Source organism: Xylanibacter brevis P6B11 (assembly GCF_000621825.1).
Classification (GTDB): Bacteria; Bacteroidota; Bacteroidia; order Bacteroidales; family Bacteroidaceae; genus Prevotella; species Prevotella brevis.
Genome location: NZ_JHXG01000012.1, coordinates 37,868 through 62,563, shown reverse-complemented (window position 1 = coordinate 62,563; position 24,696 = coordinate 37,868). Strand labels below are relative to the sequence as shown.

Below are 24,696 nucleotides of genomic sequence, written 5' to 3'. Positions count from 1 at the left end.
GCGGTGGACAAGCTGAATTCTCTTTCTTATGCCTTTCATTATCGTGACTTAGATTCAGTCAAGCATTATGCGAATGTTGCTATCAACCTCTCAGATAATTACCCTGATGGAAAGGCAGAAGCTTTTAATAATCTTGCATTCGTTCACATTATTCGAATGCAATACGATCAGGCTGACAGCCTGCTTCGTCAAATCCCTCTATTAACGGACAATCATATTGAACTTCTTGTTGCGTATGTTCAACAGATGCGATTATGTCAACGTCGTTCACATAATCGAGAGTTTTATGATTTTCGTATGAAGGCCCTACAGTCATTGGCCAGAATAGAGGAAGATACAGAAATGCTCGACGAGCGTCAGAAGCATCGGTTAAGCTATGCCAAAAGTGAGATGTCTCTGATCACCTCCACCTACTATTATTATGTAGGACTGGAACGACAGTCTATACAGGCTATGGATGAAATATCCGTTGATCTGGAAAGTGACACTGCCCAATATCTGAACTACCTATATAATATTGGTGCCGGTGGTGTGATTAATCAGGGTACTCAAGATGATATCAATGAAAAAGAAATTGTATATCTAACAAGGTGCTATGAATTAGCAAAGGAGGGACAGTATACATTCTTTATGGCCAATTCGTTAGAAGGACTAGCTGAACATCATTTGGATGAGTATTATGCACCTGCATTGGCTGATAGTGCACTGATTTTATTTTGCCAATACGGGGATGTTTACCAAATTGCGGGTGCTTATAGAACATTAGCGTCCTGCTATTGGGCCCATCAAGACTACGAACAGGCTCTGTTGTACTTAGAAAAAGCCCTTTCTGACTCCACTATAAACCAAGCGCCAGACCTGGTTGCTAGTATTTGTGAACAGTTGAGTGTGGTCTATGCGGCTATAAACAATAAACGAAATAGTGATCTGAATAGAAATCGCTATCTTGATTTACAAGAACAAACACGTCAAGATCGCTCACTGGAGGCTAGAGCCGGACAGTTGGAGTATCAGCTGTCGCAATTGAATGATTTATTAATCGTTCTTTGTATTGTTATAGGTTTTGTTGCTACCTTGGTTTGTGTACTCTACTATCGCAGACTTCTACGTCATCGAAGAAATAATTATGTTGAAGATGAAGAGATTGTCAATGAAATAGAAGAGATTCAAGAACAGATAGATATAGCAACACTGCATTGTGAGAATGAGCAACGTGCTCTAGTGGAACATCGTGCAAAGATTTCTCTTGTAAATAGTATTACTCCACTGATAGATAGAATACTATATGCAATCAAGTCGCCCAACGACCATATCGATATTGACTCTATTACCTATGTCAATGAGCTGACGGAGCAGATAGAAAAAGACAACGATGTTTTAACCAACTGGATAAAGCTACATCAAGGAGACTTAAATCTACATATAGAATCCTTCCCGCTGCAGGAAATATTTAATATTGTAGCAAAGAGCGAAATGGGATTTAAGATGAAACATGTTCAGTTGAACATTGTTCCGACAAATGCTACGGTGAAGGCTGACAAGATACTGACAGTGTTTATGTTGAACACGCTGGCTGATAATGCGCGTAAATTTACGAGAGAAGGAGATGTCGTTTCCATCTATTCTGAGGAATCCGATGATTATGTCGAAATCTCAATTAAAGATACGGGCATTGGAATGGATGAGGACACAGCAGCGCATATATTTGAACACAAGATAGAAGGTGGTCATGGTTATGGACTTGTAAACTGCAAGGGAATCATTGAGAAATATCGCAAGACTAGTAAAATATTCAATGTATGTACTATCAGTTGCGAAAGTTCAAAAGGCGAGGGTAGCCGGTTCTATTTCCGACTGCCTAAAGGCGTTGTAAAGATGTTAAGTAGAAGTCTTTCTCTTTTATCTTTTATTATAGCCTCATTGATTCCTCTGAATGTGTCTGCCATGACTCCAATAGAACAAGCAAGTATCTATGCTGACTCTGCTTATTTCTGTAATATTAATGGGGATTATGAGAAGGCTTTGACTTTTGCAAATTTAGGTAGACAAAAGATCAATGAACAGTATCTAAAGATATGCACACAAGGAAAAGATACTTTGATGGAGTATGCGGATAATGCGGTAATTCCGGAGATTCTTTGGCTACACGATTCTATTGATATTAATTATAACGTCATATTAGATATTCGAAACGAGAGTGCGGTAGCTGCTCTGGCACTTCACGATTGGACACTATATCATTACAACAACAGAATATACACTCTCTTGTTTAAGGAATTGTCTGCGGATGCTACATTGGATGATTATTGTAGAAAAATACAACAGTCACAAAGCAATAAGCAAATAGCAATTATACTATTAGTAATCTTACTGTTTTCCATCATCGTGGTCATCGTTTGGCATGTTATTGTTAAACTTAATAATTCTGCACAACGCCAGAACAGCATTCGAGAGCAGTTGAAAATGAAGGAAGATGAGCTAAATAGAATACGTTATGAAGAAGGTAATCTTTACGTAACAAATGCTGTGCTGGACAATTGTCTTTCTTCACTTAAGCATGAAACGATGTATTACCCTGGTCGAATACGGCAACTTTTAAATGATGGAGATTTAAAATCTCTTATCGATACCGTCGCCTATTATCGTGAGATTTATGGTATTCTAAGTGAACATGCCAATAAACAAGCAAACGAGCATTCTACTAGGCTGTCAGAGTGTGATCATGAGATTTTAGCAAACGAACTGCAACTAAAAATGCTTTTTGATTTGTTGAGAAAAGTGTTTAGTGGTCAGATTGAAACTATTAATTATGTACCACGAGATAATAGATATATAGCTTGCCAAGTTAATCTGAAGCAAGTGTCATTAACAGATGAAGAGTTGAAGAATCTTTTTGCACCAAGCATCGAACATATACCATTGCTAATATGTAAACAGATTGTGAGAGATCTAGGTAATATTACCAATTTACACAGCTGTGGTATTTGGGCAGAAAGAAAAGATGACAAAGTGATTATCAATGTTATATTTCCACGAGTATGCAAAACTTCAAAGTAATTATCGTAGAAGACGTTCCTTTAGAATTGAAAGGAACTGAAGGTATTATAAATAAAGAGATTCCTGAGGCAGAAATAATTGGAACAGCGGATACAGAATCTGCCTATTGGCATTTGTTAAAAAAGCAACTGCCTGACCTTGTCTTATTGGATTTAGGATTAGGTGGTTCTACGACTGTTGGAGTAGAGATCTGTCGTCAGACTAAAGAACTGCACCCTGAAATAAAGGTTTTAATATTTACAGGTGAAATACTAAATGAGAAACTGTGGGTTGACGTGCTAGATGCGGGAGCTGACGGTATTATTCTAAAGACAGGCGAGCTGCTGACACGCAATGATGTTTCGGCTGTAATGGAAGGTAAACAACTTGTCTTTAACGAGCCGATTCTTAAAAAAATTGTGGAGCGATTTAAAAAGAGTATTGGTGCGCAAATTGCTAAACAAGAGGCACTCATCAACTATGAAATAGATGAATATGATGAACGATTCTTGCGTCATTTGGCACTTGGCTACACGAAGGATCAAATAACGCAATTGAGAGCAATGCCTTTTGGCGTTAAAAGTCTGGAAAAACGCCAAAATGAATTAATACAGAAATTGTTTCCAGATGGGAAAAGCGTCAATGCCACCCGTCTTGTTGTAAGAGCCATAGAACTCCATATCTTAGACATTGATAACCTGGAACCAGATGAAGAATAGAATTATTGGTTTTCTTGTAGTCTTTTTATGCATATTAGAAGTTATGCTGGTACTTGCTTCGTGGTTAATGTCTGCCATTGAAGTAGAGGGGATACGTTCTCTTCTTTCTGCGGAGGGTATCAGGTGGTTCTTTGGCAGTTTTGTAGATGGACTGCAAACGGAAGTTCTTATTTGGATACTTCTTCTTTCTATCACATGGGGGTGTGTTAGGAATTGCGGAATTGGACATTATAATCACGACATACGCCATTATGGCGCATTTAGGATAGTTTTGTTTGTTGTCGTGGTGTACGTTTCTTTTATATTATATATTTCGTTGCCATCACATGCTATTCTTCGTTCTGCGACAGGAGGGCTATGGTCATCTGCGTTTAGCAGAGCTGTTGTTCCAATTATTGCTTTTATCTTTTCTTTGGCAAGTATTATCTATGGTCTTATTACAAAGAGGTTCGCATCAGCTTCTACCATAATAGCTGCGATGGGGGATGGTATAAAAACAATAGCACCATACTTGGTGCTATACGTTTTTGTTATGCAATTGATAAACTCGTTGGTTTATGTGATAAATTGATTATACCCTTTTTTCTTTAATAATGCCATGTCTGTATGCATAAAGCAAATCTTTAAGATCTTGAATTTGCTCACGTAGCTCACGACCTTTGTCAGTATCTGAAACATGCATTCTATGAGCTGACAATTCTACAATTTGGGTTGTTGATTTGATGTCAGTACCTCTTAAAACAGCATCATTAGCATTAGTGAATGGTTCATGTTGTACCAACTGGAATCCACGACTATGATACACTAATGTGTAGCCAGCTATACCTGTTTCTTTATGATATGCTTCGGAAAAACCGCCGTCAATTACCATTAAACGTCCTCCGGCCTTAATGGGATTTTCTCCTTTTGATGCATGTACAGGCACATGTCCATTTATGATATGTCGATTTTCCCCCTGAATACCAAAAGCATCAAGAATCCGATCACACACTTCTATGGAGTCTCTTAACTTATAATAATATCCTTTTTCCTCTTGGTACGTAATTTTGTCAGATAAGAAATACCTTTCAAAGGTAGCCATCTTTGACTTGTCAAATAATGGAGAATCCTTTCCACACCAAAGATATAAGAAATAATCTTTTGCATATTCTTTTATGTCCTGTGGGGTGTCATTTTGAAAAGCAGAACGAATCATTTGGCCAATATAATCCATAAGTTCTAGACCACATAACTCTCGGTTCAGAATTCTCACTCTTTTTAATGAGCCATCAGCATTCAATGGGATTGAAGCATGGAAAAGGAGGTTCTGATTGCATATGTTATACATGCATCCATGACTTAGCATCGTTCGTATATGTTTACGAAGTTTCTCGCTGACACGGAAAGAGTGATGTAGCTTGCTTAACAAGGTGGATTCTTCTGTCGTTAATTCATTACAGTTGTTCTCATTGATTGTAGGAAAATAACAACTGTTCATTTTATATGAAATACCATTTACAATACAGGTGGCATTTTTGTAGTCGATATTTTCTAGCATACAGCGATCTTCCATCTGCCAATCCTTACGGCGATGGAAAATTCTAGCTTCTTCTTTGAATTGAATGACAGAAATGGCTTTATGCATCTTGGCTATTAGGTGAATCGTCTTTTCGTCTAAAGACTGTCCTTTAACAAGTAATGGCATAAATTCTGTGCAAGGATCATCCTTGTAAACATCTAGAGCAAAAGTTGCTAAAGGTACAAGATTAATTCCATATCCTTCCTCGAGTGTTGCGAGATTGGCATATCTTAATGACAATCTTAGAACGTTGCAAATACAAGCATCATTTCCTGCAGCAGCTCCCATCCATAATACGTCGTGATTTCCCCATTGTATATCCCAAGAATGATATTGGCGTAAAGTGTCCATAATGATATGTGCTCCAGGACCACGATCATAGATGTCGCCTAAAATATGTAGTTGATCTATAGCCAGACGATGTATTACATTACAAATGGCAACTATAAAATCATCGGCTCTTCCTGTAGAGATGATTGTATCTACAATAACTGACACATAGGCAGCTTTGTCTTGGTCGTCAAGACTTTCGTGTAATAGCTCTTCTATTATATACGAGAACTCAACGGGAAGTGATTTTCTAACTTTTGAACGGGTGTATTTGCTAGAAACATCACGGCAGACACGAACCAACTGGTGTATAGTTGTTTGGTACCAATCGTCAATGTTGTCTTCATTAGCCTTGACTAACTCTAATTTCTGCTCAGGATAATAAATCAGAGTACAAAGTTCTTTCTTGTCGCTTTCACGAATGGTATTCCCAAATATCTCGGAGACTTTGCGTTTGATGTTACCAGAGGCATTCTTCAAAATATGTAGAAATGCTTCATGTTCTCCATGAATATCAGCTAAAAAATGTTCTGTCCCTTTGGGTAGGTTTAGTATAGCTTCTAAGTTAATTATTTCACTAGCAGCATCTGCTGCGGTAGGATAGGTCGTAGATAAGAGATGTAAGTAGCGTTCGTCTATCATATTCTTAGATAATTAGCCATCAAAGTCCGTAATTTGTTTGTATATTTATTGTTTTGAGGGAGACAAGGCATAAATCCTTCGTCCAACCATGTAGTTTCTTTAAGTATCTGCAAAATACTTGGAAGGTAAGTATCGAAATGCAATTCCTTTAGGTCATGAAGAAAACTTTCTTCGTCAATGTCTCCGCGTCGCAAGGCAATGTCTAATTCTACAAAGCGAAGTAAAGCAACATCACCTTCTATGATTTTTGTTATTATACTTGTTGCATCATGACGTTCTAATGGTATCGGTTCATTATAATGAGGAGGAAGATATGAGTTGATCACTTGAGAAGTTGGTTCTTGTAGATCAAGAACTGTGGCACCAAATCTAATAATATCTGATATTCCCTGATAGTGTGCATAGATGTGAAGCTTATGCCAGTCAACCGGATGGAACTCCTCAAGTTGAACCCAACGTGCATCTCCTGTAATACCTGCTTTCAACATTGCATGCATCATCTGTATGGTATTTGAATCCATCAAAGGAAATACATCGGAGTCAATGACTTTACGGTATATTGCTTCCAACTGATTACAACATGCATCATTTGTTGTTGTTTTGGTTAAAAATGGATTGCGAACGACTTCCAAACGTTCGTAAGTTTCTGATAGTTTTTTTCGTTCCATTTCACTTCTGGCAATCACAACATATGCGTCACGATTTATATTTTCGCCATGAGGTGAAATGACAATTCGGAAGTCGTTCGTAATATTCCATTTTATTGAACCATGAATATGTATGATATCGGGATGAATATTCTCAAGGGTCTTCTTCATGTCTAGAGAGTCATCTACACTCTTCATATCAATAGAAGACGGCATCTCCGAACATAGCATGTTTACATAACGTGCTAACTGGTGATTATCATGAGAATAGACATTCAATATACGCATATTCACTTCGTTTTATACGAATTCATCACTAGTATATCCCTGTGGGAGTGTGCGGCAATTATAGCTGCTAGCCATAATCTCTCCATAAGCTCCAGCAGACCGAATCGCAATCAAATCGTCGCGATGTACTTTGTTCAGGTCAATCTGTTTGGCAAACACATCTGTAGATTCGCAGATGGGGCCTACAACATCGTATGATTCAGATGCTTCATCACTTGACAGGTTTTCAATCTTGTGATATGCCTGATAGAGTGCTGGGCGAATTAAATCAGTAAATCCTGCATCAACAATAGCGAACTTCTTCACATAGCCTTCTTTCACATAGAGCGTTCGAGTGATAAGCGTGCCACATTGTGCTACTACAGAACGACCCAATTCAAAATGAAGGGTTTGACCTGGACGTAGTTTTAATTTCTTTGCAAATGTGTTGAAATACGACTTAAAGTCTGGAATAGGAACTCGATTTGGATGTTGGTAATCTATTCCGAGGCCACCACCGACATTAATATGCTCAACAGTGAGATGATGACGTTCTAATTCAAGCTGCAAATCGTTAATCCTATTGCAGAGAGCCTCAAAATCTCCCATATCCAAAATTTGAGAGCCGATGTGGAAATGAAGACCAACTACCTTGATGTTTTCCATATTGGCAGTTTCTTCCATAACCTTAACCATATCTCTCATATCGATGCCAAACTTGTTTTCTGCTAGTCCTGTCGTGATATTAGCATGAGTGTGAGCACCAACGTTGGGATTGAGACGGAAAGCTACACGAGCAATTTTTCCTTTCTGATGAGCTAGTTCATTGATGACGTTCAACTCTGGTATGCTTTCAACATTAAAGCAGAAGATATCATTGTCTAAGCCTAGATTGATTTCCCAGTCGCTCTTTCCGACGCCAGCATATACTATCTTCGATGCAGGGAACCCCGCACGAAGTGATGCTTCTACTTCACCACCACTGACACAGTCGGCGCCAAATCCTGCTTCTCGGATATATCGTAAAACTTTAGGATTGGCGTTTGCCTTAATAGCGTAATGTACGCAGAACCCTTCATGCTTTTGTGCTTCTTCTTTTATTGTATCTAGCGTTTTGCGAAGCAGTTCTGTATCATAGTAGTAAAACGGCGTTCTGATATGGCCGAATTTCTCAATAGGGAATAATCCTTTCATGAATATAGTATTGTGTTGTGTTGTTGTGATTTAGTTAAAGAGTTGATCGCTGAGACTTTGTAAAGCACGCTTTTTGTCTTCCTCACGAATAAGGAAAGAAATATTATAGTTGCTTCCGCCATATGAAATCATGCGAACGGGGATGTTCTTCATTGCATCCATGACCATTGTCTCAAAACCAATGTTTGACCAGTCAAGGTCACCAACGACGCATATGATACACATACCTGTATCTACGGTAACAGTGCCATATTTCTTCAATTCGTCAACAATCTCGCCAAGATGAGCAGAGTTGTCAATTGACATAGAAACACCAACCTCTGAAGTACATACCATATCAATTGGAGTTTGATATGACTCAAAGATTTCGAACACTTTACGCAAGAATCCAGTTGCCAAAAGCATACGTGAAGATTTAATCTTAATAGCAATGATATTATCCTTTGCCGCAACAGCTTTGATCTTTCCGTATTCTGTCTGGTTGGAGATAGTGGTTCCTTCGGCTTCTGGTTCCATCGTATTTAACAAACGCACAGGAATGCCTGCATACTTTGCTGGCTGTACGCATGTGGGATGCAGAATTTTAGCTCCAAAATATGCAAGCTCTGCAGCCTCTTCAAAATGAAGCTGATGAACAGGTTCTGTCTTATCAACAACTCGAGGGTCGTTGTTATGCATGCCATCAATATCTGTCCATATTTGGATCTCATCGGCACCAATGGCAGCGCCTATCAGTGAAGCTGTATAGTCAGAACCTCCGCGCTGTAAGTTATCTATTTCACCATATGCATTACGGCAAATAAAACCTTGTGTGATAAATACTTGAACGTCTTTATGCTGCTCCATTAATGCGGCGAGCTTCTCCTTGATATATACGGGGTCTGGCTCGCTATTTTTATCTGTTCGCATAAAATCGAGCGCATTAAGCAACACGGCATTAATTCCCTGTTCCTTCATGTAATTTACCACCATGTTGGTAGACATCATCTCGCCTTGTGCAACGATGCTTTTTTCTTCAAAAGAAGTAAACAGCTCTTTTGTAAACGAGCGCAGATAGTTGAATTCTTCTGCAAGGAAATCGTGTGTTATCTTTCTGTATTCTTCTGTAGAATACAACTCTGGCAAATGACGCTCGTATTTCTGCTCTAACTTGTTGATAACCTCATTGGCACCATCTGGATTCTTCTTATATAGATAATCCGAAATCTCAACCAGAGAGTTTGTTGTACCAGACATTGCAGAAAGAACCACCATTACGGGTTCTCCTGATTTTGTAACAAGATTAGTTACTTCCTTCATTCTTTGCGGAGATCCTACTGAGGTTCCGCCAAATTTCATAACTTTCATATCTTAATTATTTTTGTTGTTATTCTTTGATTATTTGATTGTTTTCACAGTGATATACAACACCAGGAAATTGCTCGAGTAGTTGAAGATTATGTGTACTCATGACAACTGCAGTTTGCTGTTTGGAGAATCCGTAAAGAAGTTCCATAATTCCTTTTGCTGTATCTGGATCGAGATTGGCAGTGGGTTCATCTGCTATAATTAATTTGGGCGAATTCAAAATTGCTCGGGCAATTGCAATGCGCTGTTGCTCACCTCCGGAAAGCTCATGTGGCATGCAGTCAATCTTGTCATACATACCAACGACTTTCAGTACTTGCTCGATGCGAGATTCAATCTCAGATTTATTCTTCCATCCTGTGGATTTCAATACAAACTGAAGGTTATGATGAACAGATCGGTCAGTCAGTAACTGGAAATCTTGAAATACAATTCCCATCTGACGACGTAAAGCAGGTATCTCCTTGCTCTTAATTGATAGCATGTCACTACCTAGAACGTTAGCACAATCTGCCTTTTCTACATCAAGTTCCTTGTAAATGGTCTTTAGCAGGGAACTTTTGCCAGATCCAACGCGGCCAGTGATATAAATAAACGAGTTTTCATCGGCCGTGAAGTTTACATTCTCAAGAACAACCTTTCCGTCTTGTTGACATATTGTTGCATTTCTATAATCTATCAACATCACTAATCATTTATTGTTATTTCATTTGGCCTGCAGCTTTTGCAGCACGTCTTTTTTTATCCCACTCAGGATCATGGCGTTTTTGAAGTTCGTCAGCAACATCTTCGATTCTCTTTCCTTTGTGTGTGAGAAGAACCAATAAATGATAAAGAAGATCGGATGCTTCATATATCAAATGCTCATCTGTTCCGTTTGTTGCTTCGATGACAGTTTCCAAGGCTTCTTCACCGACCTTTTGCGCAATCTTATTTACACCTTCTTTGAAAAGCTTTGTTGTATAGCTTCCCTCTGGCATTTCTTTATGACGCTGTTCTATAAAATCCTGCAATTCTGAAAGAAAAGTAAGAGAACTGCTTTCCAAAGGGTTGTTATCTTCACCCCAACATGTGTCAGTACCCTTGTGACATGTAGGACCTTGTGGATGGACCTTTACAAGCAAGGTGTCGTTGTCACAATCAACCTTCATGTCAACAAGGTTTAGGAAATGTCCGCTGGTTTCACCTTTTGTCCAAAGTGTGTTACGAGTACGACTCCAAAATGTGACATGTTTTGTCTCTAGCGTTTTTTGATATGCTTCTTCATTCATGAAGCCTAGCATTAAAACATTTTTAGTACTTGCATCTTGAATGATGGCAGGCACCAAACCTCCCATCTTCTCAAAGTCTAACATTAATTCCTTCATTATACAGATATTTTTTTAGTTCAGGAATAGATATTTCCCCAAAGTGAAACACGCTTGCAGCTAGGGCTGCATCTGCATGTCCTTGTGTAAACGCATTAACGAAATCTTCTTTCTTGCCGGCACCACCACTAGCGATGATGGGTATTGAAAGACTGTCAGCCAAATGGCAAAGAGCTTCATTGGCAAAACCTTCTTTAACGCCATCATGGTCCATTGATGTGAACAATATTTCTCCTGCTCCACGTTCTTGTGCTTCACGAGCCCAGTCGAATAGGTTTAATTCTGTGCGTTCACGTCCTCCTTTGAGATAGCAATGCCAGCCATCACTGTCAAAACGAGCATCGATGGCTACCACGCATACCTGTGATCCAAATCGATTGGCAATTTCTTCTATTAGCTCTGGACGGCGGATGGCCGCGCTATTTACACTGACTTTGTCAGCGCCTGCATATAGTAGGCGTTCAACGTCTGAAAGTTCATTAATACCACCTCCTACAGTAAAGGGGATGTTTACCTGTTGTGCAACACGAGTTACCATATCAGTGAACGTTTTACGCTTTTCATACGAAGCGGTGATGTCAAGAAATACAAGTTCATCGGCTCCTTGAGCAGAATATAACTTGCCCAGCTCGACAGGATCTCCCGCCGAGCGAAGATTGACGAAATTGGTACCTTTTACTGTTTCGCCATCTTTCACATCTAAACAAGGGATGATTCTTTTTGCTAACCCCATTTTTGTGTGTTCTTTAATTGAATCAATTCTTTCATGTCTATCTTTCCTTCGTAGATTGCCTTTCCAAAAACAACGGCTGGTATAGCGGAGTCGCTCAAGTTTTTTATATCTTCGATACTTCCAATGCCTCCACTAGCAATTAGGTGAAGATGAGGATAGATATTCATTATTTCTTTATATAGTGGAGTGGCAGGTCCTGACAATGTTCCGTCACGAGATATTTCTGTGCACAATACGTTTTTTACACCCATCTTCACATAGCGTTTCAGAAAAGATAGAAGTTCATCGTTTGAATCGTCTTTCCAGCCATTAATACTGATTTTCCCGTTGCGTACGTCAGCTCCTAAAATAATATGATCAGGACCATATTTGTTCAGCCAATTCTCAAACAATTCAGGATTTGTGACAGCTACTGAGCCAATAGTCACCATAGAAGCTCCTGCATCAAATGCCTTTTGAATATCATCATCAGTCTTGATACCACCTCCGAAGTCAACAATTAGATTTGTTGCTTCCGTAATCTGACGAAGCACAGAATCATTAACAATATGTTTTGACTTGGCACCATCTAAATCAACCATATGGAGACGTTTAAAACCTAATGCCTCAAACTGTTGAGCCATATCGATGGGTTCGCCATATACCGACTTCGTTTCGTAATCACCTTTTGTTAGACGAACACATTTGCCGTCAATGATATCTATTGCTGGTATAAGTTCAATCATAATTCAATAAAACGTTTAATAATACGTTCACCTACATCGCCACTCTTTTCAGGATGAAATTGGCATGAATAAAAGTTGTCCTTATGTAATGCGGCAGAGTAGGGCAGAATGTAATCTGCAGTGGCAATTGTCTCGTTACACAATGGCACATAATAGCTATGCACAAAATAGACATAACTGTTGTTTTCAAAAAGAGGCGATTTTACATCTCTCAGCTGATTCCATCCCATACATGGAACTTTTTCTTGATGTATAGTGGGCTGAAAGCGCTTGACTTCTGCATCAAATATTCCGATACAGTCCACATCGCCTTCTTCAGAGTGTCGACAGAGCAACTGCTGACCAATGCATATACCAAGTACTGGTTGGCGCAGAGAACGAATGACTTCATCTAAGCCATGCTGACGAAGATATGCCATTGCGTTACTGGCTTCTCCTTGCCCAGGAAATATCACACGATCTGCTTGACGAATCAACTTGGCGTCGTCCGTTAGTATTGGATCAATGCCAATTCTCTTCAGCGCATTCAAAACTGAATAGACGTTTCCTGCATTATATTTTACGACAGCTACTTGCATTAACTGAAAATAATCGTTTTGTTTTTATATGTTAGTACTTTTCGCTGGATATGTTTTGTAACCGCTCTTGACAGAACAATCTTTTCAAGATCTTTTCCTTTTAGAACGAGACTTTCAGGGGTGTCTTTGTGAGTGATACGTGTTACATCCTGCTCAATAATGGGACCAGCATCCAACTCTGCTGTTACGTAATGACTTGTGGCACCAATGATTTTGACGCCGCGCTCCCAAGCCTGATGGTATGGCTTAGCACCAACAAAAGCAGGTAGGAAGGAATGATGAATATTAATAATATGGTGAGGATATGCAGCAATCATCTCATCGCTAATGATCTGCATATAGCGGGCTAAGACGATAAATGTGACTTTTTCTTTCTTTAGCAAGTCCATCTCAGCTTGCTCAACTTCTGCTTTGTTAGAATGGTCTTTCTTGATGCTCCATACGTAATATGGAATGCCAAATTGCTCAGCTACATAGCGAAGATCTTCGTGATTGGAAATGATACAAGGAATGTCAACGTCATATTCGCCAGCTTTCCAACGAGCCAACAAGTCATAGAGACAATGGCTCATTTTTGATACAAAAATCGCCATGCGTGGACGTTGGTCGCTAAAATATAGCGAGAATTCCATATTGTAGCGTCTCGTGTATAATGTTTCTATATATTCCTTAATCTTCTCGCGGGGTATCAGGAATCCATCAAGTTCCCATTGTATGCGCATAAAGAAGACACCATCTTGACGATCTACATATTGGTCAAGATCAACGATATTGCCTTCGTTGTCGGTAATGAATTTCGTTACTTCTGAAATAATGCCTTGCTGGTCGGGACAGTGCAGAAGCAAAATTGCTGTTGGTTTCATCTGTTTATATTGTGTTTCAATTTCTATTCAACGTGCAAAATTACAAAATAATATTGAAATTAAGCAAACTTACCTAAGAAAATACATTCTAAAATCTTTGGGAAGTGCTTCATTTCCAGCATGTGCACCTTGTTTTCAATATCTTCGACGGTGTCCTCGGGGCTCAGGGAAATCTTGAATTGTTCGATAATTGTACCCCCGTCACACTCATTGTTGACATAATGTATTGTGATGCCTGTCTCATTTTCTCCTGCCGCTTTTACTGCTTCGTGTACATGATATCCCCACATTCCTTTTCCTCCATACTTGGGAAGTAGTGATGGATGAATATTTACAATACGATTGGGAAAAGACTTAACTATAAAGTCAGGGATGATTGAAAGAAACCCTGCTAAAACAATGTAATCTATGGCGTGACTTTGTAAGATTTCCATCATTTTTGTTTCGCTATTTAACTGAGCCTTATCTATCACGATGGCTGGCACGCCAAGTTGCTGTGCGCGGACTAATGCAAAAGCATCTGGACGATTACTCAAGACTATCTTGATTTTTACACTTTTAGAGTTCTTGAAATATCGAATAATGTTAGCACAATTCGTACCGTTCCCAGAAACAAAGATTGCCACATTTATAGTCTTCATGTTAAATATACTTTAATTATTCGTGCAAAAATACAAAATAATCTTTTAATTTGTGCAATTTTCTTTAATTTTCCATTGCCATTAAAATAAATTAATGTATATTTGCAGAAAAATAATTGGATAGTAAAATTTTTAGATTAGATTTTTGGTTATATGACAAAGTACAACATTACAGAAAAAAAAGAGAAAGAGGCCGCGTACAGAAATCTGGTTAATCCCGCTTTGATGGACGAACTTAAAGAGAAGATTCTGAACATTATTGTTATGCAGAAGAAGTATAAAGATCGCGATTTCTCTGCTAAGAAACTTGCTGAAGCTTTAGGAACAAATACTCGCTATATTTCAGCTGTTGTAAATGTTAAGTTCCATATGAACTACACCTCTTTTGTCAATAAGTATCGTATAGAAGAGGCTATGTCAATTCTCGTTGACAAACGCTATCAGGATTTGAGAATCGAGGAGGTAAGTGATATGGTAGGCTTTGCTAACCGCCAGTCATTTTATGCTTCGTTCTATCGTATTATGGGTATAACCCCGAAAGAATACCGCGTGTCACATTCTTCTAATCAGAGAAAGAAAAAGTAGGTTTTTGATGGAGTCAGACTATTTTAACTATCTAAGTGAACGATTTGCAGACATTCAAGTATTAAGATACAAACTTGATGGTTTTGAAAAGCTCACCGTTCAACAAAAGAAACTTATTTATTATTTAGCAAAGGCCACTGTATTCGGGAGAGACATTACTTTTGACCAATTTGGTATATATAACCTTCGTATTCGAAAAGTACTGGAGGTTATATATTCTAATTATAATATTGATCGGGATAACAACGATTTTCGTGCGTTGGAAGAATACTTAAAACGCATTTGGTTCTCAAGTGGTATATATCATCACTATTCATCAGACAAATTTAAGCCAGGATTTAGTCAAGATTATCTTCGTTTAGCGATAAAACAATGTAATCCACAGTCATTTCCACTTAATGATGGACAGACGGTGGATGAAATGTGTGAAGAACTCTTTCCTGTTATATTTGACGAAAATGTACAGCCCAAAAGAGTAAATAAGACTGATGGCGAAGATCTTGTCAGAACGTCCGCATGTAACTATTATCAGGATGTGACGCAGGAAGAGGCTGAATCTTTCTATAACTCTAAAAAGAATGTTGATGATCCAGAGCCTCCTTCGTATGGATTGAATAGTACTCTTGTAAAAAGGAATGGGCAAATTGTTGAGGAAGTATGGTCGACAAACGGACGATATGCAAATGCTATTCGACACATCGTGTATTGGTTGGAAAAAGCAAAAGATGTAGCCGAGAACGCTCAACAAAAGAATGTTATAGATTCGCTTATAACGTATTATAATACAGGTGATTTGCGTGATTTTGATAAATATTCCATAGATTGGGTTAGGTGTCTTGATACCAAGGTCGATTTTATTAATGGTTTTATCGAAGTCTATGGTGATCCTTTAGGTTTTAAGGGATCATGGGAAGGCCTTGTAGAATACCTTAATGAGGAAGCAACCCAGCGTACTCGTACTATTAGCAAGAATGCGCAGTGGTTTGAAGATCATTCTCCTGTTGATGCTCGGTTTAAGAAAGACGTCGTTAAGGGCGTTTCTGCAAATGTGATATGTGCGGCCATGCTTGGAGGCGATGAGTATCCCTCCACAGCAATTGGCATCAACCTTCCTAATGCGGACTGGATTAGGGCACGACATGGATCAAAGAGTATTACGATTAGTAATATTACGGATGCATATAGAAAGTCCTCAAAAGGAAACGGATTTCTCGATGAATTTGTTAGGGATAAACAGATACTTGAGCTTATTCGGAAATATGACGATGTTTGCGATGATTTGCATACAGATTTGCATGAGTGTCTGGGGCATGGAAGTGGTAAACTACTACCAGGTGTTGATTCAGATGCGCTCAAATCATATGGCAATGTCATCGAAGAAGCTAGGGCTGACCTCTTCGCGTTATATTATATGGCAGACGATAAGCTAGTCGCTCTCGGACTTCTTCCCAATAATGAAGCATATAAGAGTAATTATTTTACCTATATTTTGAACGGACTGATGACTCAGCTAGTTCGAATAAATATTGGGCATGATATAGAAGAGGCTCACATGAGAAATAGAGCTCTAATCGCCAGGTGGTGTTTAGAGCGTGCCCGTTCTATGCGATTGAAAAAGAAAGATGGCGTCACGCAATTGGAGATTGATGATTTCGAAGAATTAAGAGACCTTTTTGCGCGTCTTCTTGCAGAGATTCAGAGAATCAAAAGCGAGGGTGACTATGATGCAGCTCGAGATCTAGTAGAAAGATATGCAGTTAAGATAGATCCAGAACTACATCAGGAAGTTCTTGAAAGGTATAGAGGTCTAAATCTTGCACCCTATAAAGGGTTTATTAATCCGTGGATGTTGCCTGTCTACGATAAAATGGGCGATATCGTCGATATTCAGATTAATTATTCGGAATCATATGAGCATCAGATGTTGCGTTATAGTTCTGAATATGGCACATTAATATAATGACAACAGCAGAGCAATTAAAGAATATTAAACAGTCATTTCGACTGATTATGGATGGCTCAATTGCGCAATCCATGCGTGATAAGGGCGTGAACTATCATTTGAATTGGGGCGCTGGCATTCTTTTTCTTAAAAATAAAGCCGATGAAATCGGGCAAGATTATGATTTGGCAATAGCACTTTGGAAGGAGAATATTCGCGAATGTAAAATCTTGGCTACTATGATAATGCCTCCGGAAAAGATGCTTCCTGAGGTGTTGGATTTGTGGGTCGAACAGATACCTACGGTTGAAATAGCAGAGCAATTGGCCTTTAATCTCGTGCAAAAGTTGCCGTTTTCAGGTGGTAAAGCGTTCGTTTATCTGTCTCAAAGTGCCACTTTTCCACAGATAGTTGGCTACCATACGTTGAGTCGGTTGTTTATGCAGCATGTGGAGTTGAATGAAAGGGCAATAAATGAGTTTATTGATCAAGCTGTTGTTGCACTTTTAAGTGATAATGTGAGTTTATCAAAGTCGGCCAAACAAGCACTTATCCGCTTTTCTGAAATCAGCTTGATGCATAAAAGATTGGTTTCATCGGCAACTTCAAGGGCAGGAATGACTATTTTGTAGTACATTTTGTTGGTTTTTACCTTCTATGTACGAAAGTATATAGTAAAGATATGTGAAAAGAGAACAAAGTTTTGTTATAACTCTTGCGCATATCTTTTCTTTTTTGTACTTTTGCATTTAAAATTTACGTAAATACAATTGTATGGGATTATTTGGATTCTTTAGTAGAAACAAGCAGGAAACATTAGACAAAGGGTTAGAAAAGACAAAGACATCGGTTTTTGATAAATTAACGCGTGCTATTGCAGGTAAGTCAAAAGTCGATGATGATGTTCTGGATAATCTTGAGGAAGTTCTTATTACTAGCGATGTTGGTGTAGACACAACGTTGAAGATCATTGAGAGAATAGAAGAACGTGTTGCTCGTGATAAATATGTTTCTACGAGTGAACTCAATAATATACTCCGTGAAGAGATAGCAGCTCTTCTTGCAGAGAATAATACTGAAGATAATAGCAATTGGGATTTACCAACAGATCATCGTCCATACGTGATTTTGGTAGTAGGCGTTAATGGCGTAGGCAAAACTACTACCATTGGTAAGTTGGCTTGGCAATTCAAACAGGCTGGAAAGAAGGTTTATTTAGGAGCGGCAGATACATTCCGTGCAGCTGCTGTTGAGCAGATTTGTATTTGGGGAGAACGTGTTGGCGTACCCGTTGTTAAGCAGCAAATGGGCAGTGACCCTGCTAGTGTTGCTTTTGATACTTTGCAGAGCGCAAAGGCTAACAATGCAGATGTTGTCATTATCGACACTGCAGGACGTTTGCATAACAAAGTCGGTCTGATGAATGAACTCAAAAAGATCAAAGATGTTATGAAGAAAGTAATACCAACTGCTCCTGACGAGGTGATGTTGGTATTGGATGGTTCAACCGGTCAGAATGCTTTTGAACAAGCCAAACAATTTGCTGCTGTTACACAGATTACTTCGTTAGCCATTACAAAACTTGATGGAACTGCTAAGGGTGGTGTTGTTATCGGTATTAGCGATCAACTTAAGGTGCCCGTAAAGTACATCGGTCTTGGCGAAGGTATGGAAGATTTACAGTTATTTGACAGAAAAGATTTTGTAGACTCATTGTTTAAGAATGAAGCGTAAAACGATAGATTTTATTTCTCTCGGTTGTTCTAAAAACCTTGTTGACTCGGAAGTCTTGATGGGACTTTTCGAAGCAAATGGTTATGATGTTACTCATGATAGCGACAATCCACAAAGTGATGTTGTCGTTGTCAATACCTGTGGGTTTATAGCCGATGCAAAAGAAGAAAGTGTCAACACTATACTTGAATTGGTAAAGGCAAAGGAAGAGGGGAGAATAAAGAAAATCTTTGTAATGGGATGTCTTTCGGAGCGATATCTTGCTGATTTAGAAAGCGAGATTCCCGAGGTTGACGGATGGTATGGCAAGTTTAACTATCGTCAGCTATTGACAGATCTTAATGGCAGTAAATATTGCACCGGCGAACGAAAACTAACAACTCCACGTCACTATGCATACATCAAAATTAGTGAAGGATGTGACCGTCATTGTGCATACTGTGCAATTCCTTTGATTACAGGACATCACAAAAGCAGGCCTATTGAGGAAATCTTGGACGAGGTAAGGACTTTGGTAAAAGGTGGAACCACTGAATTTCAGGTCATTGCCCAAGAACTGACTTATTATGGCGTTGATATCTATGGCGAGCAACGCATAGCCCAGCTTATAGAACAGATGGCTGATATTGAAGGTGTACGTTGGATTCGCCTTCATTATGCTTACCCCACACATTTTCCTTGGGAACTGTTGAAGGTTATGAACGAAAAGCCCAATGTTTGTCGTTATCTGGATATTGCTCTTCAACATATCTCTGATCATATGTTGAGTAGAATGCGCAGAAACACGACAAAGGCAGAAACCATAGAATTAATCAAACGACTTCGAAAAGAAGTACCAGGTATTCATATTCGTACGACGCTTATGGTCGGCTTCCCTGGTGAAACAGATGAAGATTTTAAAGAATTGGTTGATTTTGTAAAATGGGCACGATTTGAGCGTATGGGCGCCTTTGCTTATTCAGAAGAAGATGGTACGTATTCTGCAGAACATTATGAAGATGATGTTCCAGAAGAAGTAAAACAGCAGAGACTGGATAAACTGATGCGTATCCAGCAGAATATCAGTGCCGAGATAGAATCTTCTAAAGTAAGTACAACAATGCCTGTTGTGATTGATCGAACGGAAGGTGACTACTATATTGGGCGTACTGAATACTGTTCGCCAGAGGTTGATCCGGAAGTGTTAATTTCGAATACGTACGATCTGAAAATAGGAGAAATGTATAACGTGCATATCACTGATGCTGATGAATTTGACCTATACGGAGAAATTGTAGAATAGTTATGAATAACAAAGAGTTTATAGCCAGTTTAGCTAAGCGTACTGGATACAAAGTATCTAAGGCGCAAAATATGATGAACACCCTGATTGGCGCTATGGGAGATACCTTCATAGAAGGTGATGCTATACAAATAACCAGTCTGGGTTCCTTTGAAGTGAAAAAGAAGATGGAGCGTGTAATTACTAACCCTGCGACAGGTCAGCGTATGCTCGTGCCTCCTAAATTGGTTCTTGGTTTTAAGCCTATCTCTTCATTAAAAGATAAAATTAAGAAAGGAGAGAAGCAATAATGGAAAAAGTCAACATACTTAATCATGCTGCTGTATTGGCAGAGAAGCACGATATCAGCAAGCAAGAAGCTAAAAAGTTTATCGAAACTCTTGTTGAAATCATTCAAGAGGGGATTGATACTGATAAACTTGTAAAGATTAAAGGATTAGGCACTTTCAAGATTATTGGTGTCGAATCCCGTGAGAGTGTTGATGTTAACACTGGTAATCGAGTAGTTATTGACGGGCACGATAAGTTGACGTTTACCCCTGATACTGCCATGAAAGAACTGGTGAACCGTCCATTCTCTCAATTCGAAACGGTGATTCTTAACGATGGCGTAAATTTTGAAGATGTTACTGTAGAAGAAGAAACGGATGACCTAACAGGCACTGAGATTGGTACTATAGAGAATGAAGAACCTGAACAAATGGTGACAGAATCTCAAATAGAACCAGAAATTGTTAATGAAGCAGCAATAGAGCCAGAGTCAGAGGAAGATAAATTATCAAAGACTATAGAGGAATCTGCAGAGGAGTCTCCGTTAAATTCTAAAGCCGACGCACAAGATGTAACTGTTGGAAAAGTTGAGGTTGAAGAAAATAACGAAGCTGACTTGCATACTAAACAGGATATTTTAGCTAATGAAGAAGAATCTCAAAAGGAGATGCAGCCAGATGTAAATCAGCAAGTATCTCAAGTGAGGTCTTCTGATGCAGTGTCCAAAACTGTTGATTCCGTATCTTCTCAAGTGAAATTGCTTAGTGAAGTTAAAGAGCATAATGTAGAAAAGAAAAACGGAAACACATACTTGTTTTTATTCTTAATTGTCGGTGTTGCTGTATTCTCATTAGTGGCAGGCTATTTCATCGGACAATTTATTGGTGCAATACCTTCTAAAGAAGAAAAGCCTTCAGTGGAAATGTTAGTAGAGCCTGAAGATACCCATACTGAAGATACAACGACAATGGTAAAAGATCATGTTGTTCTCACGGATACTGTCAAGGCCGAAAAAGACATCAATGACACTATTAGTTTCTACAAGAAATATGAAGATATGGATTCCAGAGTAAGAACCGGTGCTTACTATATCGTTGGTACAGACCAAGTTGTAAAAGCACGTAAAGGACAAACGCTGGGTCGCATATCTAGATCTATTTTAGGAGAAGGTATGGAGTGCTATATGGAAGTATATAATGGCATGAAAGCTACTACAGTTTTGGAGGAAGGACAAGATATTCTTATTCCGAAGCTTGTAGTTAAAAAGAGATTAAAGAAATAATATAAAATAAAGAAATATTATGACGGAAAATATCGATATCCGCGAACTCAACATGCGGATTGAACAACAAAGCAGCTTTGTTACCAATTTGGTAGCAGGCATGGACCAAGTGATTGTAGGACAGAAACATCTCGTCGATTCTCTGCTTATTGGATTGTTGAGTGACGGCAACATTCTGCTTGAAGGTGTACCTGGTTTGGCAAAAACATTGGCGATCAAAACGCTTTCACAACTGATTGATGCAGACTATAGTCGCATTCAGTTTACTCCGGATCTTTTGCCTGCAGATGTGACTGGTACAATGATATATTCTCAAAAAGACGAACGCTTTCAAACTAAAAAGGGACCTATCTTTGCTAACTTCGTATTAGCAGATGAGATAAATCGTGCTCCAGCCAAAGTTCAAAGTGCGTTATTGGAGGCTATGCAGGAGAAGCAAGTAACTATCGGTAGCGAAACTTTCGATATGCCTAGTCCTTTCCTTGTGATGGCAACACAAAACCCAATAGAACAAGAAGGAACGTATCCACTTCCAGAAGCTCAGGTTGACCGTTTTATGCTCAAAGTGGTTATAGACTATCCAACTCTTGAAGAAGAGAAGAAAATTATTCGCGAAAATATTGGTGGCTCACTTCCCAAGGTGACACCAGTAACTACTGCAGCAGAGATTTTGAAAGCTCGTGAAATTGTACGAGAAGTCTATATTGACGAGAAGATTGAACAGTATATCGCAGATATTGTTTTTGCCACAAGATTCCCAGAACGCTATGGGCTTAAGGAACTCAAAGATCTCATTTCTTTTGGTGGCTCTCCACGTGCAAGTATCAATTTGGCAAAGGCTGCTCGTGCATATGCGTTTATCAAACGTCGCGGTTATGTAGTACCTGAAGATGTTAGAGCAGTTGCCCATGATGTATTGCGTCATCGTATCGGATTAACGTATGAAGCTGAAGCGTCAAATGTGACAAGCGAGGAAATTGTTAGTAAAATCATAAATAAAGTTGAAGTACCCTGATGGAAACATCAGAAATCATAAAGAAAGTCAGAAAGATTGAAATTAAGGCTCGAGGTCTTAGTTCAAATATTTTTGCGGGCCAATACCATTCGGCCTTCAAAGGTCGTGGTATGGCCTTTTCTGAAGTTCGCGAATATCAATACGGTGATGATGTAAGAGATATCGACTGGAACGTTACAGCTCGTTTTAATAAGCCTTACGTCAAGGTGTTTGAAGAAGAGCGCGAATTGACCGTCATGTTACTTATAGATGTTAGTGGCTCCCTTGAATTCGGTACTCAACGTATGATGAAGCGAGACCTAGCTACCGAAATAGCTGCAACACTTGCGTTTTCTGCAATACAGAATAATGATAAGATAGGAGTGATTTTCTTCTCTGATAAGATTGAGAAATACATCCCCCCCAAGAATGGTCGCAAGCATATATTATATATTATTCGAGAAATGCTCGATTTTAAGGCAGATAGTAAAAAAACGGATGTCGGAAAAGCTGTTGAGTTCTTAACAAGTGTTTCGAAACGTCGTTGTACTGCTTTTATTCTGAGCGACTTCTACGTACGGAATAGTTTTCTGCAACAACTTGTCATTGCAAATCGTAAACATGATGTAGTAGCTATACAGATATACGACAAACGTGCTAGCGAATTGCCAAATATTGGATTAATGAAAGTCGTTGATGCAGAGACGGGTCACGAACAATATGTGGACACATCGAGTAAAAGGCTCAGAAAGATGTATCACCAATATTGGTTGAAGCAGCAATCTGAGTTAAAGGATATGTTTGTTAGAAGCAATGTTGATAATGTCAGCATTGCAACCGACGAAGACTTTGTGAAATCTCTAATGGTACTGTTTAAACAAAGAGGTTAATGAAAAGATTTATAAATAGTATTTTTCTCTTCTTGTTGTTTATACAAGTTTATTCACAGGTTAAGGTTGAATCTAATCTTAGCTCTGTAGAAATGCTTGTAGGTCAGCAGGTAGAACTTAATATTTGTGCCACAACACCTCAAGGTTCTCACGTTGAGTTTCCCAAGGAGGGATTAATACCTGCTGGCATTGAATTTCTTGGGGCTATAGAAAAAGAGCCGGAAACTATTGAAGATGGTCGCGTGCGTCATTCTCGTTCATATGTATTGACTTCTTTTGAAGATACACTTTATTATTTGCCGCCTTTTGTTGTTAAAGTTGATGGTAAGGAGTATAAAACTAACAAGTTAGCTCTTAAGGTGTTAACAGTTGATGTTGATACGACCAATTATGAGAAATACTATGGTCCAAAGAGCGTTCAGGACAATCCTTTTATGTGGAGTGGAGAATGGAGTGCCCCTTTCTGGCTCAGTTTCATTATCATCATTCTTTTTTCTATAACTTATTATCTCTATTTGCGTTTAAGGGATAATAAACCTATTATTGCAAAGATTAAAATCGTCAAAAGGGTACTTCCTCATCAGAAAGCAATGATGGTTATAGAGGAGATCAAGGCTGATAAGATGGTTATGGCAGAGGATCCTAAGGATTACTATACAAAGCTTACTGATACACTTCGTAAGTACATTGAGGAACGTTATGGTTTTAATGCCATGGAGATGACAAGCCAAGAGATTATTGAAAGACTTATGTCTACAGATGATCCTAAATCACTCGAAGAGTTAAAACAATTATTTAATACGGCGGATCTTGTCAAGTTTGCGAAGTATTCGACGCTCATTAATGAGAACGATGCCAATCTTGTCAATGCGGTTGATTTTATCAATCAGACTAAGGTTGAAATCCCAGAGTCTCAATCGACCATAAAAGAACAATTGACAACCGAAGAAATACGTTCAAAGAACAGTAGGTTGGCCTTACAGATAACTATTTCTGTTTTGTGTACTCTCTTGCTGTTGTTATTTGGCTATGTTCTATATTGTGTTTATGAACTTATTTAAAAGTAACAT

The 24,696-nt window shown here is 38.8% G+C and carries 24 protein-coding genes; 13 read left to right on the top strand and 11 right to left on the bottom strand.

All coding sequences use genetic code 11. The features are described 5' to 3' along the window. The first annotated feature begins 3 nt into the window (after window positions 1-3). The 3 genes from T496_RS0108010 to T496_RS0108000 are packed head-to-tail and all read left to right on the top strand — an operon-like array spanning window position 4 to window position 4,326. A complete protein-coding gene (locus T496_RS0108010; RefSeq protein ID WP_052342136.1) occupies window positions 4-3,057 on the top strand; it encodes an ATP-binding protein in 3,054 nt (1,017 codons plus the stop codon). After that, window positions 3,039-3,755, top strand: coding sequence for a DUF5932 domain-containing protein (locus T496_RS0108005; RefSeq protein WP_027450299.1), 717 nt, complete (start codon window positions 3,039-3,041; stop codon window positions 3,753-3,755). The genes T496_RS0108010 and T496_RS0108005 overlap by 19 nt, the downstream gene beginning before the upstream one ends. Next, the gene (locus T496_RS0108000) at window positions 3,745-4,326 is read left to right on the top strand and encodes an AbgT family transporter (protein WP_027450298.1); all 582 of its coding nucleotides are present in this window, start codon (window positions 3,745-3,747) and stop codon (window positions 4,324-4,326) included. Before T496_RS0108005 ends, T496_RS0108000 begins: the two co-directional genes overlap by 11 nt. Here the strand turns inward: T496_RS0108000 and T496_RS0107995 are convergent, their stop codons facing one another. From T496_RS0107995 to purN, 11 genes are all read right to left on the bottom strand, one after another. Continuing rightward, window positions 4,327-6,285 carry a fructose-bisphosphatase class III gene (locus T496_RS0107995; RefSeq protein ID WP_027450297.1) on the bottom strand — a complete coding sequence of 653 codons (1,959 nt, stop codon included), beginning with the start codon at window positions 6,283-6,285 and terminating at the stop codon, window positions 4,327-4,329. Next, complete coding sequence (locus T496_RS0107990; RefSeq protein ID WP_027450296.1) at window positions 6,282-7,130, bottom strand: hypothetical protein; 849 nt, start codon at window positions 7,128-7,130, stop codon at window positions 6,282-6,284. Before T496_RS0107990 ends, T496_RS0107995 begins: the two co-directional genes overlap by 4 nt. A gap of 102 nt (window positions 7,131-7,232) precedes the next feature. Next, on the bottom strand, window positions 7,233-8,393 hold the full coding sequence (gene lysA / locus T496_RS0107985) for a diaminopimelate decarboxylase (RefSeq protein WP_027450295.1): 1,161 nt from the start codon (window positions 8,391-8,393) through the stop codon (window positions 7,233-7,235). A gap of 30 nt (window positions 8,394-8,423) precedes the next feature. Next, entirely contained in the window at window positions 8,424-9,740 is a 1,317-nt protein-coding gene (locus T496_RS0107980) for an aspartate kinase (RefSeq protein ID WP_027450294.1), read from the bottom strand. Between the two features lie 19 nt (window positions 9,741-9,759). Next, the gene (locus T496_RS0107975) at window positions 9,760-10,425 is read right to left on the bottom strand and encodes a cell division ATP-binding protein FtsE (protein ID WP_027450293.1); all 666 of its coding nucleotides are present in this window, start codon (window positions 10,423-10,425) and stop codon (window positions 9,760-9,762) included. Window positions 10,426-10,441: 16 nt separating this feature from the next. Then, on the bottom strand, window positions 10,442-11,107 hold the full coding sequence (gene hisIE / locus T496_RS0107970) for a bifunctional phosphoribosyl-AMP cyclohydrolase/phosphoribosyl-ATP diphosphatase HisIE (protein WP_044109442.1): 666 nt from the start codon (window positions 11,105-11,107) through the stop codon (window positions 10,442-10,444). Continuing rightward, entirely contained in the window at window positions 11,082-11,840 is a 759-nt protein-coding gene (gene hisF, locus T496_RS0107965) for an imidazole glycerol phosphate synthase subunit HisF (protein WP_027450291.1), read from the bottom strand. Before hisF ends, hisIE begins: the two co-directional genes overlap by 26 nt. Next, the gene (gene hisA, locus T496_RS0107960) at window positions 11,831-12,565 is read right to left on the bottom strand and encodes a 1-(5-phosphoribosyl)-5-[(5-phosphoribosylamino)methylideneamino]imidazole-4-carboxamide isomerase (protein ID WP_027450290.1); all 735 of its coding nucleotides are present in this window, start codon (window positions 12,563-12,565) and stop codon (window positions 11,831-11,833) included. Before hisA ends, hisF begins: the two co-directional genes overlap by 10 nt. Next, window positions 12,562-13,143: an imidazole glycerol phosphate synthase subunit HisH gene (hisH, locus tag T496_RS0107955; protein ID WP_027450289.1), complete on the bottom strand. Its 582-nt coding sequence runs from the start codon at window positions 13,141-13,143 to the stop codon at window positions 12,562-12,564. Before hisH ends, hisA begins: the two co-directional genes overlap by 4 nt. Next, window positions 13,143-14,006 carry a formyltetrahydrofolate deformylase gene (gene purU / locus T496_RS0107950; protein ID WP_027450288.1) on the bottom strand — a complete coding sequence of 288 codons (864 nt, stop codon included), beginning with the start codon at window positions 14,004-14,006 and terminating at the stop codon, window positions 13,143-13,145. The genes hisH and purU overlap by 1 nt, the downstream gene beginning before the upstream one ends. 59 nt (window positions 14,007-14,065) lie before the next feature. Next, window positions 14,066-14,647 (bottom strand): phosphoribosylglycinamide formyltransferase, encoded by a 582-nt coding sequence (gene purN, locus T496_RS0107945; protein WP_027450287.1) that lies wholly within the window; start codon window positions 14,645-14,647, stop codon window positions 14,066-14,068. 153 nt (window positions 14,648-14,800) lie between these two features. Here purN and T496_RS0107940 point away from each other — a divergent pair, with 153 nt between their 5' ends. The 10 genes from T496_RS0107940 (at window position 14,801) to T496_RS0107895 (ending at window position 24,687) form a co-directional block, all read left to right on the top strand. Then, window positions 14,801-15,232, top strand: coding sequence for a helix-turn-helix domain-containing protein (locus T496_RS0107940; RefSeq protein WP_027450286.1), 432 nt, complete (start codon window positions 14,801-14,803; stop codon window positions 15,230-15,232). A gap of 7 nt (window positions 15,233-15,239) precedes the next feature. Next, the gene (locus T496_RS0107935) at window positions 15,240-17,192 is read left to right on the top strand and encodes a dipeptidyl-peptidase 3 family protein (protein WP_044110886.1); all 1,953 of its coding nucleotides are present in this window, start codon (window positions 15,240-15,242) and stop codon (window positions 17,190-17,192) included. Beyond that, window positions 17,192-17,806 carry a DNA alkylation repair protein gene (locus T496_RS0107930; protein ID WP_027450284.1) on the top strand — a complete coding sequence of 205 codons (615 nt, stop codon included), beginning with the start codon at window positions 17,192-17,194 and terminating at the stop codon, window positions 17,804-17,806. Before T496_RS0107935 ends, T496_RS0107930 begins: the two co-directional genes overlap by 1 nt. A 142-nt stretch (window positions 17,807-17,948) precedes the next feature. Further along, on the top strand, window positions 17,949-18,908 hold the full coding sequence (gene ftsY / locus T496_RS0107925) for a signal recognition particle-docking protein FtsY (RefSeq protein ID WP_027450283.1): 960 nt from the start codon (window positions 17,949-17,951) through the stop codon (window positions 18,906-18,908). After that, on the top strand, window positions 18,898-20,190 hold the full coding sequence (gene rimO, locus T496_RS0107920; RefSeq protein WP_027450282.1) for a 30S ribosomal protein S12 methylthiotransferase RimO: 1,293 nt from the start codon (window positions 18,898-18,900) through the stop codon (window positions 20,188-20,190). Before ftsY ends, rimO begins: the two co-directional genes overlap by 11 nt. Window positions 20,191-20,192: 2 nt before the next feature. Next, the gene (locus T496_RS0107915) at window positions 20,193-20,480 is read left to right on the top strand and encodes an HU family DNA-binding protein (protein ID WP_027450281.1); all 288 of its coding nucleotides are present in this window, start codon (window positions 20,193-20,195) and stop codon (window positions 20,478-20,480) included. Then, the gene (locus T496_RS0107910; protein ID WP_027450280.1) at window positions 20,480-21,742 is read left to right on the top strand and encodes an HU family DNA-binding protein; all 1,263 of its coding nucleotides are present in this window, start codon (window positions 20,480-20,482) and stop codon (window positions 21,740-21,742) included. Before T496_RS0107915 ends, T496_RS0107910 begins: the two co-directional genes overlap by 1 nt. A 19-nt stretch (window positions 21,743-21,761) precedes the next feature. Further along, window positions 21,762-22,757: an AAA family ATPase gene (locus T496_RS0107905; RefSeq protein ID WP_027450279.1), complete on the top strand. Its 996-nt coding sequence runs from the start codon at window positions 21,762-21,764 to the stop codon at window positions 22,755-22,757. Continuing rightward, window positions 22,757-23,626: a DUF58 domain-containing protein gene (locus T496_RS0107900; RefSeq protein WP_027450278.1), complete on the top strand. Its 870-nt coding sequence runs from the start codon at window positions 22,757-22,759 to the stop codon at window positions 23,624-23,626. Before T496_RS0107905 ends, T496_RS0107900 begins: the two co-directional genes overlap by 1 nt. Continuing rightward, the gene (locus T496_RS0107895; protein ID WP_027450277.1) at window positions 23,626-24,687 is read left to right on the top strand and encodes a hypothetical protein; all 1,062 of its coding nucleotides are present in this window, start codon (window positions 23,626-23,628) and stop codon (window positions 24,685-24,687) included. The genes T496_RS0107900 and T496_RS0107895 overlap by 1 nt, the downstream gene beginning before the upstream one ends. The last annotated feature ends 9 nt before the right edge of the window (window positions 24,688-24,696 follow it).

Coding starts and splice junctions, on each gene's coding strand:
- T496_RS0108005 (WP_027450299.1), top strand. CDS start 3,039: ATGCAAAACTTCAAAGTAATTATCGTAGAAGACGTTCCTTTAGAATTG.
- T496_RS0108000 (WP_027450298.1), top strand. CDS start 3,745: ATGAAGAATAGAATTATTGGTTTTCTTGTAGTCTTTTTATGCATATTA.
- T496_RS0107995 (WP_027450297.1), bottom strand. CDS start 6,285: ATGATAGACGAACGCTACTTACATCTCTTATCTACGACCTATCCTACC.
- T496_RS0107990 (WP_027450296.1), bottom strand. CDS start 7,130: ATGAAGAGTGTAGATGACTCTCTAGACATGAAGAAGACCCTTGAGAAT.
- lysA (WP_027450295.1), bottom strand. CDS start 8,393: ATGAAAGGATTATTCCCTATTGAGAAATTCGGCCATATCAGAACGCCG.
- T496_RS0107980 (WP_027450294.1), bottom strand. CDS start 9,740: ATGAAAGTTATGAAATTTGGCGGAACCTCAGTAGGATCTCCGCAAAGA.
- T496_RS0107975 (WP_027450293.1), bottom strand. CDS start 10,425: ATGTTGATAGATTATAGAAATGCAACAATATGTCAACAAGACGGAAAG.
- hisIE (WP_044109442.1), bottom strand. CDS start 11,107: ATGAAGGAATTAATGTTAGACTTTGAGAAGATGGGAGGTTTGGTGCCT.
- hisF (WP_027450291.1), bottom strand. CDS start 11,840: ATGGGGTTAGCAAAAAGAATCATCCCTTGTTTAGATGTGAAAGATGGC.
- hisA (WP_027450290.1), bottom strand. CDS start 12,565: ATGATTGAACTTATACCAGCAATAGATATCATTGACGGCAAATGTGTT.
- hisH (WP_027450289.1), bottom strand. CDS start 13,143: ATGCAAGTAGCTGTCGTAAAATATAATGCAGGAAACGTCTATTCAGTT.
- purU (WP_027450288.1), bottom strand. CDS start 14,006: ATGAAACCAACAGCAATTTTGCTTCTGCACTGTCCCGACCAGCAAGGC.
- purN (WP_027450287.1), bottom strand. CDS start 14,647: ATGAAGACTATAAATGTGGCAATCTTTGTTTCTGGGAACGGTACGAAT.
- T496_RS0107940 (WP_027450286.1), top strand. CDS start 14,801: ATGACAAAGTACAACATTACAGAAAAAAAAGAGAAAGAGGCCGCGTAC.
- T496_RS0107935 (WP_044110886.1), top strand. CDS start 15,240: ATGGAGTCAGACTATTTTAACTATCTAAGTGAACGATTTGCAGACATT.
- T496_RS0107930 (WP_027450284.1), top strand. CDS start 17,192: ATGACAACAGCAGAGCAATTAAAGAATATTAAACAGTCATTTCGACTG.
- ftsY (WP_027450283.1), top strand. CDS start 17,949: ATGGGATTATTTGGATTCTTTAGTAGAAACAAGCAGGAAACATTAGAC.
- rimO (WP_027450282.1), top strand. CDS start 18,898: ATGAAGCGTAAAACGATAGATTTTATTTCTCTCGGTTGTTCTAAAAAC.
- T496_RS0107915 (WP_027450281.1), top strand. CDS start 20,193: ATGAATAACAAAGAGTTTATAGCCAGTTTAGCTAAGCGTACTGGATAC.
- T496_RS0107910 (WP_027450280.1), top strand. CDS start 20,480: ATGGAAAAAGTCAACATACTTAATCATGCTGCTGTATTGGCAGAGAAG.
- T496_RS0107905 (WP_027450279.1), top strand. CDS start 21,762: ATGACGGAAAATATCGATATCCGCGAACTCAACATGCGGATTGAACAA.
- T496_RS0107900 (WP_027450278.1), top strand. CDS start 22,757: ATGGAAACATCAGAAATCATAAAGAAAGTCAGAAAGATTGAAATTAAG.
- T496_RS0107895 (WP_027450277.1), top strand. CDS start 23,626: ATGAAAAGATTTATAAATAGTATTTTTCTCTTCTTGTTGTTTATACAA.